The 16376-nt window shown below is 69.1% G+C and carries 14 protein-coding genes; 7 read left to right on the forward strand and 7 right to left on the reverse strand.

The features are described 5' to 3' along the window. Window positions 1–5: 5 nt before the first annotated feature. Both QC765_RS06240 and purL read right to left on the reverse strand, forming a co-directional pair. Window positions 6–1799 carry an alpha/beta hydrolase gene (locus tag QC765_RS06240; RefSeq protein ID WP_278313562.1) on the reverse strand — a complete coding sequence of 598 codons (1794 nt, stop codon included), beginning with the start codon at window positions 1797–1799 and terminating at the stop codon, window positions 6–8. A gap of 73 nt (window positions 1800–1872) precedes the next feature. After that, entirely contained in the window at window positions 1873–4155 is a 2283-nt protein-coding gene (purL, locus tag QC765_RS06245; protein ID WP_507762902.1) for a phosphoribosylformylglycinamidine synthase subunit PurL, read from the reverse strand. A gap of 226 nt (window positions 4156–4381) precedes the next feature. Here purL and QC765_RS06250 point away from each other — a divergent pair, with 226 nt between their 5' ends. The 5 genes from QC765_RS06250 (at window position 4382) to QC765_RS06270 (ending at window position 8574) form a co-directional block, all read left to right on the forward strand. Further along, entirely contained in the window at window positions 4382–5338 is a 957-nt protein-coding gene (locus tag QC765_RS06250; RefSeq protein ID WP_278313564.1) for a DUF4129 domain-containing protein, read from the forward strand. A gap of 71 nt (window positions 5339–5409) precedes the next feature. After that, a complete protein-coding gene (locus QC765_RS06255) occupies window positions 5410–5823 on the forward strand; it encodes a hypothetical protein (RefSeq protein ID WP_278313565.1) in 414 nt (137 codons plus the stop codon). Next, window positions 5820–6803 (forward strand): AAA family ATPase, encoded by a 984-nt coding sequence (locus tag QC765_RS06260; protein WP_278313566.1) that lies wholly within the window; start codon window positions 5820–5822, stop codon window positions 6801–6803. The genes QC765_RS06255 and QC765_RS06260 overlap by 4 nt, the downstream gene beginning before the upstream one ends. Then, complete coding sequence (locus QC765_RS06265; RefSeq protein ID WP_278313567.1) at window positions 6803–8050, forward strand: DUF58 domain-containing protein; 1248 nt, start codon at window positions 6803–6805, stop codon at window positions 8048–8050. The genes QC765_RS06260 and QC765_RS06265 overlap by 1 nt, the downstream gene beginning before the upstream one ends. Then, window positions 8047–8574: a hypothetical protein gene (locus tag QC765_RS06270; protein WP_278313568.1), complete on the forward strand. Its 528-nt coding sequence runs from the start codon at window positions 8047–8049 to the stop codon at window positions 8572–8574. The genes QC765_RS06265 and QC765_RS06270 overlap by 4 nt, the downstream gene beginning before the upstream one ends. On the opposite strand, the gene QC765_RS06275 is transcribed toward QC765_RS06270, so the two are convergent. Further along, window positions 8555–9646 carry an acyltransferase family protein gene (locus tag QC765_RS06275; RefSeq protein ID WP_278313569.1) on the reverse strand — a complete coding sequence of 364 codons (1092 nt, stop codon included), beginning with the start codon at window positions 9644–9646 and terminating at the stop codon, window positions 8555–8557. The genes QC765_RS06270 and QC765_RS06275 overlap by 20 nt on opposite strands. A 169-nt stretch (window positions 9647–9815) precedes the next feature. On the opposite strand from QC765_RS06275, the gene QC765_RS06280 reads away from it, so the two are divergent. Further along, window positions 9816–11117 (forward strand): glycosyltransferase family 87 protein, encoded by a 1302-nt coding sequence (locus QC765_RS06280; RefSeq protein ID WP_278313570.1) that lies wholly within the window; start codon window positions 9816–9818, stop codon window positions 11115–11117. On the opposite strand, the gene purQ is transcribed toward QC765_RS06280, so the two are convergent. Beyond that, window positions 11107–11784 carry a phosphoribosylformylglycinamidine synthase subunit PurQ gene (purQ, locus tag QC765_RS06285; RefSeq protein ID WP_278313571.1) on the reverse strand — a complete coding sequence of 226 codons (678 nt, stop codon included), beginning with the start codon at window positions 11782–11784 and terminating at the stop codon, window positions 11107–11109. The two genes, QC765_RS06280 and purQ, sit on opposite strands and share 11 nt — an antisense overlap. Next, window positions 11781–12026, reverse strand: coding sequence for a phosphoribosylformylglycinamidine synthase subunit PurS (gene purS, locus QC765_RS06290; RefSeq protein ID WP_149361652.1), 246 nt, complete (start codon window positions 12024–12026; stop codon window positions 11781–11783). The genes purQ and purS overlap by 4 nt, the downstream gene beginning before the upstream one ends. 132 nt (window positions 12027–12158) lie before the next feature. On the opposite strand from purS, the gene QC765_RS06295 reads away from it, so the two are divergent. Next, a complete protein-coding gene (locus QC765_RS06295) occupies window positions 12159–12815 on the forward strand; it encodes an MBL fold metallo-hydrolase (protein WP_278313572.1) in 657 nt (218 codons plus the stop codon). A gap of 221 nt (window positions 12816–13036) precedes the next feature. On the opposite strand, the gene QC765_RS06300 is transcribed toward QC765_RS06295, so the two are convergent. Together QC765_RS06300 and QC765_RS06305 are read right to left on the reverse strand one after the other, a co-directional pair. Beyond that, window positions 13037–15580, reverse strand: coding sequence for an ABC transporter permease (locus tag QC765_RS06300; protein ID WP_278313573.1), 2544 nt, complete (start codon window positions 15578–15580; stop codon window positions 13037–13039). Beyond that, window positions 15580–16332, reverse strand: coding sequence for an ABC transporter ATP-binding protein (locus tag QC765_RS06305; RefSeq protein ID WP_278313574.1), 753 nt, complete (start codon window positions 16330–16332; stop codon window positions 15580–15582). Before QC765_RS06305 ends, QC765_RS06300 begins: the two co-directional genes overlap by 1 nt. Window positions 16333–16376 lie beyond the last annotated feature (44 nt).

Below are 16376 nucleotides of genomic sequence, written 5' to 3' on the forward strand. Positions count from 1 at the left end.
CCGTTTCACCCGACTGGTCCCTCCTCGCCGATCGGGCTCTGGCGGGGCAGCACGTACCGCGACAAGGTGTCCATGATCCTGTGCGCCTCCTCGGTTTCCGCGCTGGTCCAGTCGTCGGGCCGGGCGATCGCGAGCCAGCCGTCGAGGATGAGGTCGCCGTAGAGATGCCCATGCCCGTAGGGGATCCGTCCCGCGTTGACGAGATCGGAAGCGACCTGCCAGAAGGTGACGATGGGCCGCCATTGCATCGCTGGGGACACATCGTGCCCGCGGGGCTCGCGCAGCCAGTCGGGCCGCTGGAAGAGCAGGTCGGGCGACCACCACACCACGGGGTCGGTGGGGTGCTGGAGGTAGAGCACGCGGGGCTCGAGCCACGGGGCGGCCTCGAGCTCGTCCGCGGTGGGCAGGTCCTCCGGCTTGTTGGCGAAGCGTACGATCAAGCCCCCCGCGTAGGTGGGCCGGATCTCGGGGGAACCAGGATCACGGCGCTCGGTGACGGCCTGCCAGAGCCGGTTGGCGTTGACCGGGCCGACCCAGAGCGCCCCGGATGCTTTCTCCCGGAGGTCGGCGAGCCCGGTGAACGCTGCCTCGGACCCGTAGGAGCCGAGGCTCTCCCCGTAGACATGCAGCTCGGGCCGGTCCTCGGGGTCGCGGCGGGACCATTCAGCGTGGACGGCATCGAAGAGCTTCTTGCCCGCTTCCTGAGCGATCTCGCGGTCGACGAGGAACGAGATCGCACTGGGCAGGTACGAGTACTGGATAGTGGCGAAGGCGGTGTCGCCGCGGTGGATGAGCTCGAGCGACTGGGCGGCCACCGGATTGATCCAGCCCGTACCGGTGGTGGTGGCGACGACGAGCACTTCCCTCTCGAACGCGCCAGTGCGCTCGAGCTCGTCGAGGGCAAGGTCGATGCGCTCGTCGATGCTGGGCGCGGAGTCGTTGCCCACGTACACGCGGATGGGCTCCTCGGCAGGCTCGCCGGTGGCCCGCTCGAGCTCGGCGGCCCGCAGCCCGCGCGAGACGAAGCGGCGCCCTTGCAGGCCGAGAGTCTCCCAGTCGGCGAGCGACGCCGGGCTGCCGGAGCGCTCCGGCTCGATCGGCTGGACAACGGTGTCCTCGATCTCAGCGTTCTGCACGGAGAACACCGAGTTGGCGGCGATGACCATGCCGCGGATGAGCACACCATCGACGAGAGTAATGATCAGCGCCGAGACGAGGATGATTCCCAGTGCATCGACGACCGGCCTGGGCAGGCGCAGGAGCTTGCGCAGGGCGTGGCCGACGAGCCGCACGAGAACGCGGACCAGGCGGACCACGAGGATGATGCCCAGCGCGATTGCGACCGCGGAGAGGCCGGCGCGAAGGTGGGAGGTGCCCGAGGGCGGATCCATGCCGATGAGCTCGCGGATCTGGCGCTGCCACTCGGCGGACGCGATCACAGCGGTGACCATCAGGAACAGCGTCACCGCGGTGGTGATCCCCCGGAGCGCCCACCTCCCCCGGCGTGGCAGCGGGGGCAGCTCGAGCAGTGGCTGCACCACTGATCGCGCGAACCAGGCGACGATCACTCCAGTGCCGTATCCAGCGGCCAGGCTGATGCCGGATACCAGGCCCTGGTAGGTCCATTCCCGGGGCAGCAGGGATGGAGTCATCGACCAGGCGAAGAACATCCCGGCGAACGCAAGACCCACGAGGTCGAGGCGCAGCAGCAGCCAGGCCCGGCGCACCGGCTCGGGCGTCCGTCGCGCGATCTCGTCAAGGAGCTCGGCGGGCGCGCGGGGAGGAGATGCGCTGGTCACGCATCACCTCCCCGTCGCGGTCCGCTCGCCCGGGCCGTGGTGGGCCCGGGAAATGACTCAGGCTGGCACCGGCTCAGGCAGTGGTGTGCCCGAACAGCCGGGGCAGGGTGCCGCCACGATGCTCGGCGAGCTCGCTGAGCGTGAACGCGCCCACGCCCTGCAGCTCGACCTCGTCCGAGCCGTTGACGACGACACCGATGCGCTGCCACGGCATGCCGCGCATGGTGCACATCGAGGTGAAGCGGGGCTCCTCGGTGCGGGGCACGGCCACGAGGACGCGTCCCGTCGATTCGGAGAACAGCTGCACGAACGGGTCCGCGTCCTCGGCGAGCACGATGCGGCAGCCTGTCTCGGAGGCGAGCGCCATCTCGATGACGGCCTGCGCGAGACCGCCCTCGGACAGATCGTGCGCTCCGTTGATGAGGCCGTCGCGGCTCGACGCGACCATGATGTCGCCGAGCAGCCGCTCATGCTCGAGGTCGACCTGGGGCGGCACTCCCCCGAGGTGATCGTGCGCGACCTGTGCCCATACGGAGCCGTCGAGCTCGTCGCGGGTCTCGCCGAGCAGGATGAGCGATTCACCGTCGTCGATGCCAAACGATTGCGGCGTGCGGCGGTGCACATCGTCGATCGTGCCGAGCACGCCCACCACGGGCGTGGGCAGGATGGCCTGGCTGCCGGTCTGGTTGTAGAAGCTGACGTTGCCACCGGTGACGGGGATGCCGAGGGTGGCGCAGCCGTCCGCGAGGCCGCGCACGGCCTGCTGGAACTGCCACATCACGGCCGGGTCCTCGGGCGAGCCGAAGTTCAGGCAGTTCGTCACGGCCTTCGGCGTCGCACCGGTGGCCGCGACATTGCGGTACGCCTCGGCGAGCGCGAGCTGCGCGCCCCGGTACGGGTCGAGCCTGGTGTAGTGGCCGTTGCAGTCGGTGGCCAGGGCGATGCCCCGGCCGGTCTCCTCGTCGATGCGGATCACTCCTGCATCGGCATGCTCGGCGAGCACGGTGTTGCCCCGCACGTAGCGGTCGTACTGCTCGGTGATCCAGGCGCGGCTGCACAGCTGCGGCGAGGAGATCATCGCGATGATCGTCTCGCGCAGCTCCTCGGGAGTGGCGGGGCGCGCCAGTCCCGCGGTGGGGCTGGCGACCAGCGCGTCCTGGTCGGCGGGGCGGGCCAGCGGGCGCTCGTACACCGGGCCCTCGTCGGCAAGGCTCTTGGGCGGCGCATCAACCACGGTCTCGCCATGCCAGGTGATGACGAGGTGCTCGCCGTCGGTGACCTCGCCGATATCGGTGGCGATGACATCCCACTTGCGGCACACGTCCATGAAGGCATCGACGTTGTCCGGGGTGACCACGGCGCACATGCGCTCCTGCGATTCCGAGGACAGCACCTCGGCGGCGGTCATGTTCGCGGCCCGCAGCGGCACCTTGTCGAGCTCGATGTGCATGCCGCCATCGCCGGCCGCGGCGAGCTCGGAGGTCGCGCAGCTCAGGCCGGCGCCACCGAGATCCTGGATGCCCACCACGAGGCCCTTGTGGTAGAGCTCGAGGGTGCACTCGATGAGGACCTTCTCGGTGAACGGGTCGCCCACCTGCACCGAGGGCAGCTTCTTGCGGCCGCCGCCGGACTCGTCGCCATCAAAGGTCTCCGAGGCCAGCACGGACACACCACCGATGCCGTCGAGGCCCGTGCGGGCGCCGTACAGGATGATCTTGTTGCCCGCTCCCGACGCGAACGCCAGGTGCAGGTCCTCCACGCGCATCACGCCCGCGCACAAGGCATTGACCAGCGGGTTGCCCTGGTAGGACGCGTCGAAGACGGTCTCGCCGCCGATGTTGGGCAGGCCGAGGGAGTTTCCGTATCCCCCCACTCCGCGCACCACGCCGTCGACGACGCGCCGCGTGTCCGGATGGTCCACCGCGCCGAAGCGGAGCTGATCCATCACTGCGATCGGTCGCGCGCCCATCGCCAGGATGTCGCGCACGATGCCGCCCACACCGGTGGCCGCGCCCTGGTAGGGCTCGACGTAGGAGGGGTGGTTGTGGCTCTCCACCTTGAACGTGACGGCCCAGCCGTCACCGATATCGACCACGCCGGCGTTCTCGCCGATGCCGGCGAGCATCGATTCCTTCATCTCCTCGGTGGTGGTCTCCCCGAAGTAGCGCAGGTGCACCTTGGAGGACTTGTAGGAGCAGTGCTCGCTCCACATCACCGAGTACATCGCGAGCTCGGCATCAGTGGGGCGACGGCCGAGGATCTCGCGGATCCGCGTGTACTCATCGTCCTTGAGCCCCAGCTCCCGGTATGGCTGGGGGATGTCCGGGGTCGCCCCGGCGCGAGAGACCGTATCGATACGGGCCTGCTGCGGCTCGGCGGTGACGGAATCGGAGGCAGACTGTGCTGGTGACGACACGGAGGCTGGGGTCCTTTCGACGCGGTGGCCCGCCGTCGCGGAGTCTGGCGGCGTGCCACCGAGGAGTCTACCGTGATCACCGCGGCACGCCGGAATCGCGTGATGAGCTGGAATCCCGGAGCGGAACAGGGCCCAGTGCACGCGCCGCGCGTGTCAGGATGTGGACATGCGCGGCGATCCCGACATGGCCCCGGCCCGCACGCCCGTTGCCCTGATCGCGGCGACCGGCCTGTCCTGCGGCACGGTCATCCATGCGTTGCGCCATCCGGCCCCGTCGGGAGGGCCCCTGCTGCCCTACCAGTGGACCGCCGTCATGCTCGCCCTGGTGCTGCTCGCGGCGATCGTGATCACCGCGCTAGCGATGCTGTTCGTGTGGCGGCACCCGCCAGGGCGTCCGCCACCGCTGCCTGCCGCGCCGATGCGGCGATTCGCCCGCTCCCCGGGGCGCGCTCCCGCCGCCCGGCGCGTCGCGGCGTGGTTCGCGCTCGCCGCGGTGCTGGCCACGGGGGCGCTCCTGTTCCTGCGCCAGCCGTCCGCCACCATCCGGATCGCACCGCCCGGGACCACCGAACCCACTGCGCCTCCCCCGGACGAGGCTCCTGGCGCGGGGGGCCAATTGCCTGATGCCGCGACCGAGCCAGGACTAGGGGTGTGGCTCCTCGTCGGCATGGCTGTGCTGCTCGCGCTGCTCGTAGTAGGCATGGGGCTGGTCCTGCGCCTGCCACGCGGCAACGTCATCATCGAGCCCGCGACGACGCAACCTTCCCCGATCGATCGCGGTTCTTCCTTGCGCGCCGCGACGGAGCAAGGGCTCGTCGCGATCGGCCAGTCCACCGACAACCCGCGCGCGGCGATCATCGCCTGCTACGCCGCGATGGAACAAGCACTGCGCGACGCGCAGGATGCGTCGCCACGCGAGTCCGACACCCCCCGCGAGGTCATCCAGCGTGCCTCGCGGCGCGGCTACCTGAGCGAGGAGCCCGCCACGGTGCTCGTCGACCTGTTCACCGAGGCCCGCTTCAGCCAGCACCCCATGACCCGCGAGGACCAGCAGTCCGCCGCCGCAGCATTGTCGAGCATGCTCGCCGACCTGAGGAGGACATTATCCGCGCCCTCGTCCTGACCGGGATCGCCTCGGTCGCCGCGGCCCAGCTTCTCGCCGCCCTGCTGGGCCGCCACGACCTGCTGCTCTCGGTGCCATCCCTGATCGTGGCTTGCCTCTTCCTGGCCCTGCTCTACCACATCCTCATGCTGGACACCGACGCCCCGGAGGCCAGCGCCGAGGTCGATGCACAGGCCGCCGCGCGCGGCCTGCTCGACCGCTGGCTCGCCCGGGCCCGGTTCACCGCCGAATGGGCCGACGGCACCGAGCAGGAATGGAACCTGCACCTGCGCCCCATGCTCGCCCGCGAGTTCGAGGAATCGTTCCACCTCCACGCACAGCGTGATCCCGACACCTACACCAGCACCGGGCTCGCGCTGTTCGGCAGCACGCTCTGGCCCTGGGTAGACCCGCGCGAGGTAGCGCCCGCCCGGCAAGCAGCAGCCCGGCCCAGCCCGGGACGCGCCGCCCTCACCGAGATCCTCTCCCGATTGGAACGCAGTTGAGCCCCCACGATTCCAGCGCCGCCACCACCACCGCGCGCGCCAACGCCGTGCTCGCCGAGATGGAGAAGATCGTCGTCGGCAAGCGCGAGGCCCTGACCCTCATCCTCATCACTGTGCTCGCCGGCGGGCACGCCCTCATCGAGGACCTGCCCGGGCTGGGCAAGACGCTCATCGCGCGGTCGTTCGCCGCCACGTTCGGCCTGCGCTTCACCCGCGTGCAGTTCACGCCCGACCTGCTGCCCTCCGATCTGCTCGGCTCCACCATCTACGACATGCGCTCCGGCGTGTTCGAGTTCCGCGAGGGGCCTGCCTTCACCAACGTGCTGCTCGCCGACGAGATCAACCGCACCCCGCCCAAGACGCAGTCCGCGCTGCTCGAGGCCATGGCCGAGGGGCAGATCACCGTCGATGGCATCACCCACGAGCTGCCCGTCCCGTTCATCGTGCTCGCTACCGACAATCCCATCGAGTACGAGGGCACCTATCCGCTGCCCGAGGCGCAGCTCGATCGCTTCGCGGTGCGGCTGAGCGTCGGATACCTCGGGGAGGAGGACGAGCGGTCGATGCTGCAGCGCCGGCTCGACCGGGGCTCCAAGCCCGCGACCGCCCAGGCCATCCTCGATGCCGGCGACCTGCTCGATATGCGCGAGACCCTCGAGAACGTCACGGTCCACCCCGATGTGCTGCGCTACGTCGTCTCCTTCGCGCGCGCCACCCGCTCCCACCCGAAGATCGAGGTGGGCGCGAGCCCGCGCGCTGAGCTCGACCTCGTGCAGCTCGCGCGCGGCCGGGCCGTGCTCGCCGGGCGCGACTACGTGATCCCCGAGGACATCAAGGCCCTGGCAGTACCCGCGGTGGCGCACCGCATCACCCTGCGGCCGGAGATGTGGGTGCGCCGGATCCGGGGCGAGCAGATCGTCGAGGAGATCCTCGCGCGGCTGCCCGTGCCCCGTGTCAGCGGTCGATCGCCGGAGCAGTGATGCACGCCCTCCGCTGGCAGCCCTCGACGCTGCTCCTCGCGATCGCCGGATGCGGCGCGCTCGCGCTGTCGGCGGCGCTGCTGTCGGGCGCCTGGGCCCTGGCACTGTTCGCGGCGCCCTTCCTCGGGGCGCTCCTTGCCACGCCGTCCCGCGCGGGCCCCATCGCTCGCGCGGTGACCGCGCCGCCCGAGGGCGCTCCCCACCGCCTGTTCGAGGACGAGACCGTGACGCTCGAGCATGCGATCAGCCTCGACGGGGCCGGATCGCTCCATGTCCAGCCGCTCCCCCTCCCCGGCCTCGATGTCGAGCCGACCGCGGAGCCCCAGCAGGTCACCGCGACCGCTTCCCGGTGGGGCAACTATCCGATCGGCCTCTCCTGCCTGGTGATCGCGCCTCACGGGTTGTGGGCGGCCGAGTGCGCCGTGCCCATCGGCAGGCTGCATGTGTATCCGCTCGCCCCGCCGCAGCCGGTCGCCCTGCCGAGGGTCCCCCTGCCGGATCGCATCGGCACGCATCTGACGCGCCGCCGGGGCTCGGGCATCGAGTTCGCCGATACGCGCGCGCACCAGCCCGGCGATCCGTTGCACGCGATCAACTGGAAGGCCAGCGCCCGCGCGGGCAGGCTGTACATCAACGAGCGCTTCACCGACCGCGCCGCGGATATCGTCGCGCTGATCGACACCTATCCGCATGCGCCCGGCCCGGCCAGCGCGAGCCTCGACAGGTCCGTGCGCGGGGCTACCCAGATCACCGGATCAGCGTTGCAGCGCGGCGACCGGGCCGGGGTCACCACGCTGGGCTCCCGCGCCCACTGGATCACCGCCGAGCAGGGCCGCACGCAGTTCTATCGCATCATCGATGTCGTGATCGGCGCGGGCTCGGATGCTCTCGCCGTGCCTGGCACCCTCGCGCCGCTTGATGCGCTGCCGCCTGGCGCGATTGCGATCGCGTTCTCGCCCCTGCTCGAGTCACAGTTCTCGCTGGCGATGATGGAGCTGCGCCGCCGCGGCCACCCCGTGGTGCTCGTCGATGTGCTGGCGGGCACGCTGCCGTTCGAGGAGCCCGTCGAGCCGCTCACCGAGCAACTGTGGCGGCTCGAGCGGCGCAAGCTTGCCCGTGACCTCGAGTCGGTGGGTGTTCAAGTGGTGGCCTGGAACGCGAGCGACAATGACGGCGCTGACCTGCAGCAGGCATTCCGGTTGCTGCATCGAACGACGCGGGACAGCGGCCAGGGCAGGCGACGATGATCCGTAGCGCCCTGATCGTCGCCGTGCCAGGCTGGGTGGCGATCGCTGCCACGGGGTTGCTGGCGCTCCACGACGCGACAGCAGCCGGAGCCACCCGGTCGGCGCTGGGCATCGGCGTGGCGCTCGCAGGTGTCGTCTCCGCCCTGGTGGCGAGCCATCCGCGCTGGGGCGGGGCGAGCGCGCTCACGACGGTAGGGGTCGCGATAGTCCTGCTCGCGCTGTCCGGGACCGCTCCGCCGCTGGCGGGCACCGGCCTGATCGTCCTCGGCTCGTGGGCGGCGCTGCTGCATGTGATCGCCGGATGGTGCGCGCGCCATGGCATCGCAGCCGGTCCCCTGCTGCGCCAGCTCGCACCTCCCGCCGCCGCGGTGACCGTGCTGGCCACCGCCGGCACCGTGGTGCCACTGCTCTCCCCGTGGATGGTCGTGCTCGCTGCCCCGGCCGCGATCGCGGCCATGGGCATCGCGGCAATGCGAGCGACACGGTTCCCGGGAGCCGGGAGGGCTAGCGCGCCGGGGCGATGATCGCGTTCCAGTCCGGCAGGTGTGGGTCCGGCCGCGCGGCGGTGCGCGCTGGCGCCGGGGCCTGCAACCAGCTGGGGAGCCCGAACAACCAGGTCGCTCGGGCTGCCAGCAGCGATCGGTGCAGCGCTAGGGCACCCACGACGCCCGCGACAGCGATGGCGATGGGTCCCACTGCCTGCACCGTGCCAACGGACGGCACGAGGCCGTTTTCCAGCGCGAGGTAGGCGATCGTTCCCAGCGCGATCTCATGCATCAAGTAGATGGGGAGCGTCACTGTTCCGAGGTAGGCCAGTGCCCGCATCGCAGGCTCCCAGGTGATGCTCGCCGCGGCAAGAATGCCCACCGCGAGGCCCAGCAGCGTCAGCAGGATGCTGCCGAGCGCGGTGTCCGCGAGCCCGCCTTGCAGCGACAGGTAGTACATCCCTGCGTATGCGAGCGCCAGCACACCGACCAGGCCGAGCGAGGCATGCCGGGCCAGCGCGGTCAGGAGGTCGCGCCCACGCACGCCGATGAGGAAGAACAGGAAATAGGCGGCCATGTTCTGCCAGGTCCACGGCAGGATGTCCTGCGCGTAGGCGAGCCAGGAGACCAGGAACGCGATTCCAACCTGCACACGGACATCAAGGTCATTCAGGAGCTTCGCCACGGCGAAGTAGATCGCGAGCGCGTAAACGAACCACAATCCATTGTGCGGAACGAGGATGCCGGTAAGCAGCCGCCAGGGGTGCTCCTCCTCATGCGTCAGGCTGGCGCCCGGAATGAAGGTGAAGTACGCGAACCGGAGCACCACCCAGAGGCCATACAGATAGAGCATGAGGAAAATGCGACGGCGCCATACGTCGTTCCATGACCGTGCCAGGATCCCGGCCGCGAAGAACCCCGATGCCAGAAAGAACAACGGCATGCGGATGGGCTCCAGCAATGCATTGAAGGCGACCCACCAGTCGGAGCCGTAGCCGCGCGTGATGGCGAAATTCGTGGAGTGGAACACAACGACCAGCAGGATGCACATGCCCTTGGCGACATCCACCCACACCACGCGGGGAGCTTGCTTGGTGATCGCAGTGGTCACAACGCTCCTCCTGCCTGGTTCCGGGATATCCCCTCAACGGTACGCGCACGGGGCCAACAGGCGGCACCCATTTGTGACCCCACTCACGTGCCAGATCTGTCACAATTCTGTACCGTCGCTATCACTGAACCAGCCGAGCAATTCTTTTACTTACTCTTTGGAGATTCTTTTGACCCAGATTAGCCAGCGCGCGACAAAAGGAAAAAATGAGCGCAAGAGCATTTCTCTAGCGTCCTCCCTTATCCTCCTGGGAATCATCACGACGATCATCGCGATCGGGGTGGTGATGTACCGCGCGGCAACAGGGGACCTCATCGATCTCGCGGTGTTCCAGGCCGCGGGGCAGGCATTCGTGGACGGGACGCCCCTCTATAGCAACGACTTCCAGCGTCCGCACGGCCTGCGCTTCATCTACGCGCCGTTCGCTGCGATGCTCTTCGCCCCAATGGCACTGGTCGACCTGCCGCTGCTGAGACTTGCCTGGACCATCGTCAACGTCATCCTGGTATGGGCGATCCTGTGGATGCTGCTCCGGCATGCCTGGCCGGCCCTGCGCTCGACGGCCGCGCGGACAGCGATCGTCGCCACGGCACTGCTGGGAGTGGCTCTTTTCCTCGAGCCGACCGTTTCCACGAGGTACTTCGGACAGATCAACCTCGTGCTCATCACGATGGTGGTCGCGGATCTCACCGGAACCATCCCCCGGCGCTTCCGCGGCATAGCTACCGGCATCGCTGCCGCGATCAAGGTCACCCCGGCCGCGTTCGGACTGGTGTTCCTGCTGCGCAAGGATCTCGGTTCCGTCGCCCGCGCCATCGCCACGGGCCTCGCGACCATCGCGATCGGCTTCCTCGTGCGGCCCGAATCCTCGATGTGGTACTGGACGTACGAGTTCTTCCGCACCGACCGCGCCGGCGGGCACTCCTACGGCCCCAACCAGGCGTTGACCGGAGTGCTGGCCCGGATCGGGCTCGAGGGCACCGCCAAGGATGCCCTGTGGGTCGCGGGAGCCCTGCTGATCGTCGCTACGGCGACGTGGTGCGCGTGGCGGTTCACGCGCCGTGGGGATCACATCGTGGCGCTCGGCCTGGTCGCGCTCGCGTCGCTGGCGGCGGCGCCGTTCGCGGTCACCCACCACTGGGTGTATGCGCTCGTGCTGCTGCCGATCGCGGTCGCGCCCGCATACCGGTCATGGCGCCCGCTGATCTGCACCGCGATCGTGGTGTTCATCGTCGCGCCGCACCGCTACGCCATCGACGAGCCCAGCGGGATCGCTGCGAACGCCTACAACTTCGTCGTCGGCAATGGCCAGTTCTGGATGGCGATGGCCCTGCTCATCGGCGCGGTGATCGTGGCGCGACGCCCTGCCTGGGCACGCGCAGACGAGACCGGCACAGGTGCCGCCGGAGCAAGCAGCGAGCAGCAGAGGGTCGCGGGGCCACCAGCCACCCTCGTGGAGGTCAGGCCGTGAGCACGCCGTCAAGGACGGAAAGGAACATGCCCAGCCCGTCATCGCTCGGCCCGGTCAGCGGCTCGGTGGCATGCTCGGGATGGGGCATCAGGCCCACGACCCGGCCATTCGCCGAGGCCACGCCCGCGATGCCGCGCTGCGACCCGTTCGGGTTGGCGCCCGCGTAGCGGAACACCACGCGGCCATCGCCCTCGAGCTCATCAAGGGTTGCCTCCGAGGCCTGGTAGCGGCCCTCGCCCGACTTCAGCGGGACGAGGATCTCCGCGCCCGCCTCGTAGCGTGACGTCCAAGCTGTCGCGCTCGACTCCACGCGAAGCCACTCGTCGCGGCAGATGAAGTGCAGGCCCTCGTTGCGGGTCAGCGCGCCCGGCAGCAAGCCGGCCTCGCACAGCACCTGGAAGCCATTGCAGATGCCCAGCACGGGCATGCCACGGCGGGCAGCCGCGACGACCTCGCCCATGACGGGCGCGAAACGCGCGATCGCCCCGCACCGCAGGTAGTCGCCGTAGGAGAAGCCGCCTGGCACGATGACCGCATCCACGCCCTTCAGGTCGGCGTCGGCATGCCACAGCGCGACATCCTCGCCGCCCGCGAGCCGGACCGCCCGCGCCGCGTCAACATCGTCGAGCGTGCCGGGGAACGAGATCACCCCAATGCGCGCGCTCACGCCTCGACCTCGACCCGGGCAACTTCCCAATCCTCGATCACGGTGTTCGCCAGCAGCGACTCCGCGATCCGCGCCACCGTCTCATCGTCCACGGTGTCCGCGACCTCGAGCTCGAACCGCTTGCCCTGGCGCACCGAGAGCACGCCATCGAACCCCAGGCGCGGCAACGCGCGCTCGATCGCCTGCCCCTGCGGATCCAAGATCTCAGCCTTCGGCATGACACTGACTACTACACGAGCCACCCGGCACTCCTCGCCACCTCGATACCACTGCAAGCACTGCACCACGCGCGGAGCGCGGCCAGCCCTAAGCGTACCGGTTCCCGGGAGCAGTTTTTCCCCACGATCGCCGCCCCGGCCCCGATACTGGGACACATGCGGTTGACCCATTTCGGACATTCCTGCCTGTTCGCCGAGATCGCGGGCACCCGCGTGCTCCTCGATCCCGGAACGTTCTCGCACGGCTTCGAAGGCATCACCGGCCTCGACGCCATTCTCATCACCCACCAGCACCCCGACCACATCGACACCGCGCGCCTGCCCGATCTGCTCGCCCACAACCCCACCGCCCGGCTCATCGCCGACCCCTCCACCGCCAGCAGCCTCGGCGATGGGTGGCAGGCCGCGCTCCCCGGGCAGCAGCTCACCATCGGAAGCCTCCAGGCCACCGTCGGGGGCGGTCGGCACGCCGTCATCCATCCTGACCTCCCCGTCATCGACAACGTCGCGTACCTGCTCGGCACCGCGGAGCGCCCGGGCCAGCTCCTGCATCCTGGCGATTCCCTGTACGTGCCGCCGCAACCGGTAGAGGCGCTCGCCCTGCCCGCCGCGGCTCCGTGGATGCGCATCGCCGAGGCCATCGACTACCTGCGCGCCGTGCAGCCTGGCACCGCGATACCGGTTCACCAGGGGATCCTGTCCGACGACGGCCTGGGCGTCTACTACTCCCGGCTCGCCGAGATGGCCCGGCCCGGGACGCGGTTCCGCGCGCTCGAGGGCGAGGTCGAGACCAGCATCGAGCGCGACGGCTGACCGCCGCAGCGGTGGCGGCAGCGAGGCAGCGAGGCAGCGGGGTGGCGGGGCAGCGGGGCAGCGGGGCAGCGGGGCAGCGGGGCAGCGGGGCAAAAGCACCTGGAATCGCCAAACGCGATAGAAGCCGCCCTAGTTTCAGGGCAGTTTCTATCGCGTTTGCAGCGACTGGCGACATGCGGCGGGCGACGGGCGGCAAGCAATGCGCCCGCTCCCACGCGCCCCTACAGGTCCGCGATGGCCTCCAGAGGCTTGGTGCGCGCCGCCCTGCTAGCAGGCCAGAGCGCTGCCAGCACACCGACGATGGCGGATCCGACGAGCATGAGCACCACCTGCCCCCACGGCACGGCGAGGATGCGCAGCCCCTCATCGCGGAGGGTCTCGACGAACGCCCAGCCGAAGAGGATGCCAAGGACAACACCAAGCACCGCGCCGAATACCGCGATGAGGGCGGACTCGATGTAGATGGTGCGCCGCACCTGCTTGCGGTGCATGCCCACGGCACGCAGCATGCCGATCTCGCGACGACGCTCCACCACCGACAACGCCAGTGTGTTGATGATGCCGAGGACGGCGATGACCACGGCGAGCGCGAGGAGCGCGTACAGCAGCGACAGGATGAGATTGATCTGCTGGGCCTGCGAGTTCTTGAACTCATCGCGGTCCATGACCTGCACCACCACGAATGGCTCGACCGCTTGCTCGATGCTCTCGCGCAGCCCGGCCGGGTCGGTACCGTCCTCGGCGATGACCATGACGAAGATGGTGGTCTGCACGAATGCGGGGATCAGCGCGTCCATCGCTTCGTCGGAGAGCACCATCGACGCGGTGAGGCTGTTGCGCTCGAAGATGCCAATGACCTCGGCATCGACGGTGCCATCGCGAGCAGGGCGCTCGATGCTGGCCGTGTCGCCGATCGCCAGCCCGAATCGTTCCGCGGTCGCCTCGTCGAGCATGACGCTGCGCCCCTCGAGGTCGCTGCTGCCGTCGATCATGGGGACCTCGATGACGCCATTCACACCGCCGTCGAGGTTGGTCCCGGTGACGCTCTGCCCGTCGATGAAACCGGTGGCGATCTTCAGCGCCGCGGCCTTCTCGACGCCACGCACCCGCTCGACAGCGGGCGCGACCACGCCCGGCACACCGGTCATCTGCGGCCCGCTGAGCACGTAGTCAGCCTGCACACCCTGGTCGATGAGATCGTCGATGCTGGCCTTCGCCGAGTTGCCGAGCACGCCGATGACGGTGACAAGGGTGAGGCCGAGGGTGAGCGCGAACGCGGTGGCGGCAGTGCGCCGCGGGTTGCGGATCGCGTTGGTGCGCGCGAGCTTGCCCGTCGCCCCGAACGGCTTGCTGAGCACCCCAAGGGCACCGATAGCGGGCTTGGAGAGGCCGGGGGTAGCCAGCAGCACAGCGAGGATCAGCAGGCCAGCGCCGATGCCGACCCGGATCGCGCCAGGCTGGCCGGTGTACTCGGTGCCCCAGATCAGCAGCGCGAGCGCGGGCACTCCGATCACCGCGCCGATGAGGGTGCGCGATCGGGTGGACTCGCTCGCCGAGGAGTTCTCCTCCCGCATGGCCGCGACCGGCGGGATGCGGGAGGCGCGCCGCGCGGGCGCATAGGCACTGACAATGGTGACGAGGATGCCGACCGCGAGCGCGACGATCACCGTGCGTGGCTCGAGGGCGAGCGCGCCACCGGGCAGCCCGAAGCCGGTGGCGTCGAGAACAATGCGCAGACCGTAGGCGATGCCGACGCCTGCGGCGAGGCCGAGGATGCTGCCGATGGTGCCGACCACGAGCGCCTCGAAGATGACCGACCGGCTGATCTGCTTGCGGCTCGCACCGATCGCTCGTAGAAGCGCCATCTCGCGGAGGCGCTGGGCAACAATCATCGCGAAGGTGTTGTAGATGATGAATGTGCCGACGACCAGCGCGATGGCACCGAACGCGAGCAGGAAGTAGTTGATGAACGAGAGGTTCTGCTCGAGCTCGTTCTGCTGGCTATCGCGCGCCTCGCTGCCGGAAAGGACATCGAACCCGTCGGGAACGAGCGCGGCGACCTGATCGCGCAGATCGTCCTGCGAGACCCCTTCGGCGGCGGCGAGGTCGAGACGAGTGACATGGTCGCCGTCGGAGAACAGGTCGAGGGCTTGCTGCTCGACGAACTGCACCCCGATGAACCCGCCCACATCGACGGGCAGGTCGTAGGTACCGGTGACGGTGACGGTGATGGTTCCGCTGTTGGGAACGAGGACGTCCACCTCGTCGCCGACCTCGAGCCCAGCGCTCTCCATCCCGGAGGAGTTGATAATGACCTCGCCCTCGCGCGAGGGGGGCTCGCCGGCCACCATCTCGATAGGCTGCCCGATCGCGGTCTCCGGCGGGAAGTAGGGCTGGCCCATGCTGGGCGCCCCGCCGGTCTGCACGGCAGAGCCATCCTTGATGAGGATGACTTGCCCGCCGGCGTACTTGATGGAGTCCCGCACGTCCGGCAGGGTCGCGATCTGATCGGCGAGGTCGAGCGGCACGCCCAGCGAGGCCTGGTTCTCGGGAACCACTCGCACGTCGACGCCCTGCGAGTCACCGGTGAAGATCTGGTCGAAGGTCTTCTTCAAGGTGTCGGTGAACACGAACGAGCCGGTCACGAACGCGGTGCCGAGAACCACGGCGAGCACGGTGAGGAACAACCGCAGCTTGTGGGCGGCGAGGTTGCGCAGCGACACCTTGCGCATGGGCGCGCGCGACGGCGCGGCAGTCACCGGCATCAGATCTTCTCCAGGTTCTTCATCATGTCGATGATGGAGTCCGCGGTGGGCTCGTAGAGCTCATCGACGATGTTGCCGTCGGAGAGGAACACGACCCGGTCGGCGTAGCTCGCGGCGCGCGGATCGTGGGTGACGATCATGACGGTCTGCCCGAACTCGTTGACCGAGGCCCGCAGGATCTCGAGGACCTCCGTGCCGGAGCGGGAATCTAGGTTGCCGGTCGGCTCATCGCCAAAGATGATCTCGGGACGGCCCACGAGCGCGCGGGCGCACGCGACGCGCTGCTGCTGCCCGCCGGAGAGCTCGCTCGGCCGATGATCGAGCCGATCACCGAGACCGAGCCGGGACACGACGGTATCGAGCCATTCGTTGTCCGCTGCCCGGCCCGCGATATCGAGCGGCAAGGTGATGTTCTCCAGTGCCGTCAGTGTCGGTACCAGGTTGAACGCCTGGAAGACGAAGCCGATGCGATCGCGCCGCAACTGCGTCATCTGCCGGTCGTTGAGCTCGGTGAGCTCGGTGCCGCCGATGTTCACCGACCCGGAGGTGGCGGTGTCGAGCCCGGCGAGGCAATGCATGAGGGTGGACTTGCCGGATCCGGAAGGGCCCATGATCGCGGTGAACTGGGCCCGGGCGAACTCGACATCGACCCCGTCCAGCGCGCGTACCTGGGTGTCTCCACTGCCGTAGATCTTCATGAGGCTGCTTGCGCTGGCGGCGATGTCATCGCGGCCTGGATTCGTCTCGACCATGCGCCCCATCATTCCAACCGGAACGCCCCCGCGCCATCCGAACA

Source organism: Hoyosella levis (assembly GCF_026008515.1).
GTDB classification, from domain to species: Bacteria; Actinomycetota; Actinomycetes; order Mycobacteriales; family Mycobacteriaceae; genus Lolliginicoccus; species Lolliginicoccus levis.

What these genes read in the sequence shown, in the direction of transcription:
- QC765_RS06250 (WP_278313564.1), top strand. Translation starts at nt 4,382, where the DNA reads ATGCGCGGCGATCCCGACATGGCCCCGGCCCGCACGCCCGTTGCCCTG.
- QC765_RS06265 (WP_278313567.1), top strand. Translation starts at nt 6,803, where the DNA reads ATGCACGCCCTCCGCTGGCAGCCCTCGACGCTGCTCCTCGCGATCGCC.
- QC765_RS06270 (WP_278313568.1), top strand. Translation starts at nt 8,047, where the DNA reads ATGATCCGTAGCGCCCTGATCGTCGCCGTGCCAGGCTGGGTGGCGATC.
- QC765_RS06295 (WP_278313572.1), top strand. Translation starts at nt 12,159, where the DNA reads ATGCGGTTGACCCATTTCGGACATTCCTGCCTGTTCGCCGAGATCGCG.
- QC765_RS06300 (WP_278313573.1), bottom strand. Translation starts at nt 15,580, where the DNA reads ATGCCGGTGACTGCCGCGCCGTCGCGCGCGCCCATGCGCAAGGTGTCG.
- QC765_RS06305 (WP_278313574.1), bottom strand. Translation starts at nt 16,332, where the DNA reads ATGGTCGAGACGAATCCAGGCCGCGATGACATCGCCGCCAGCGCAAGC.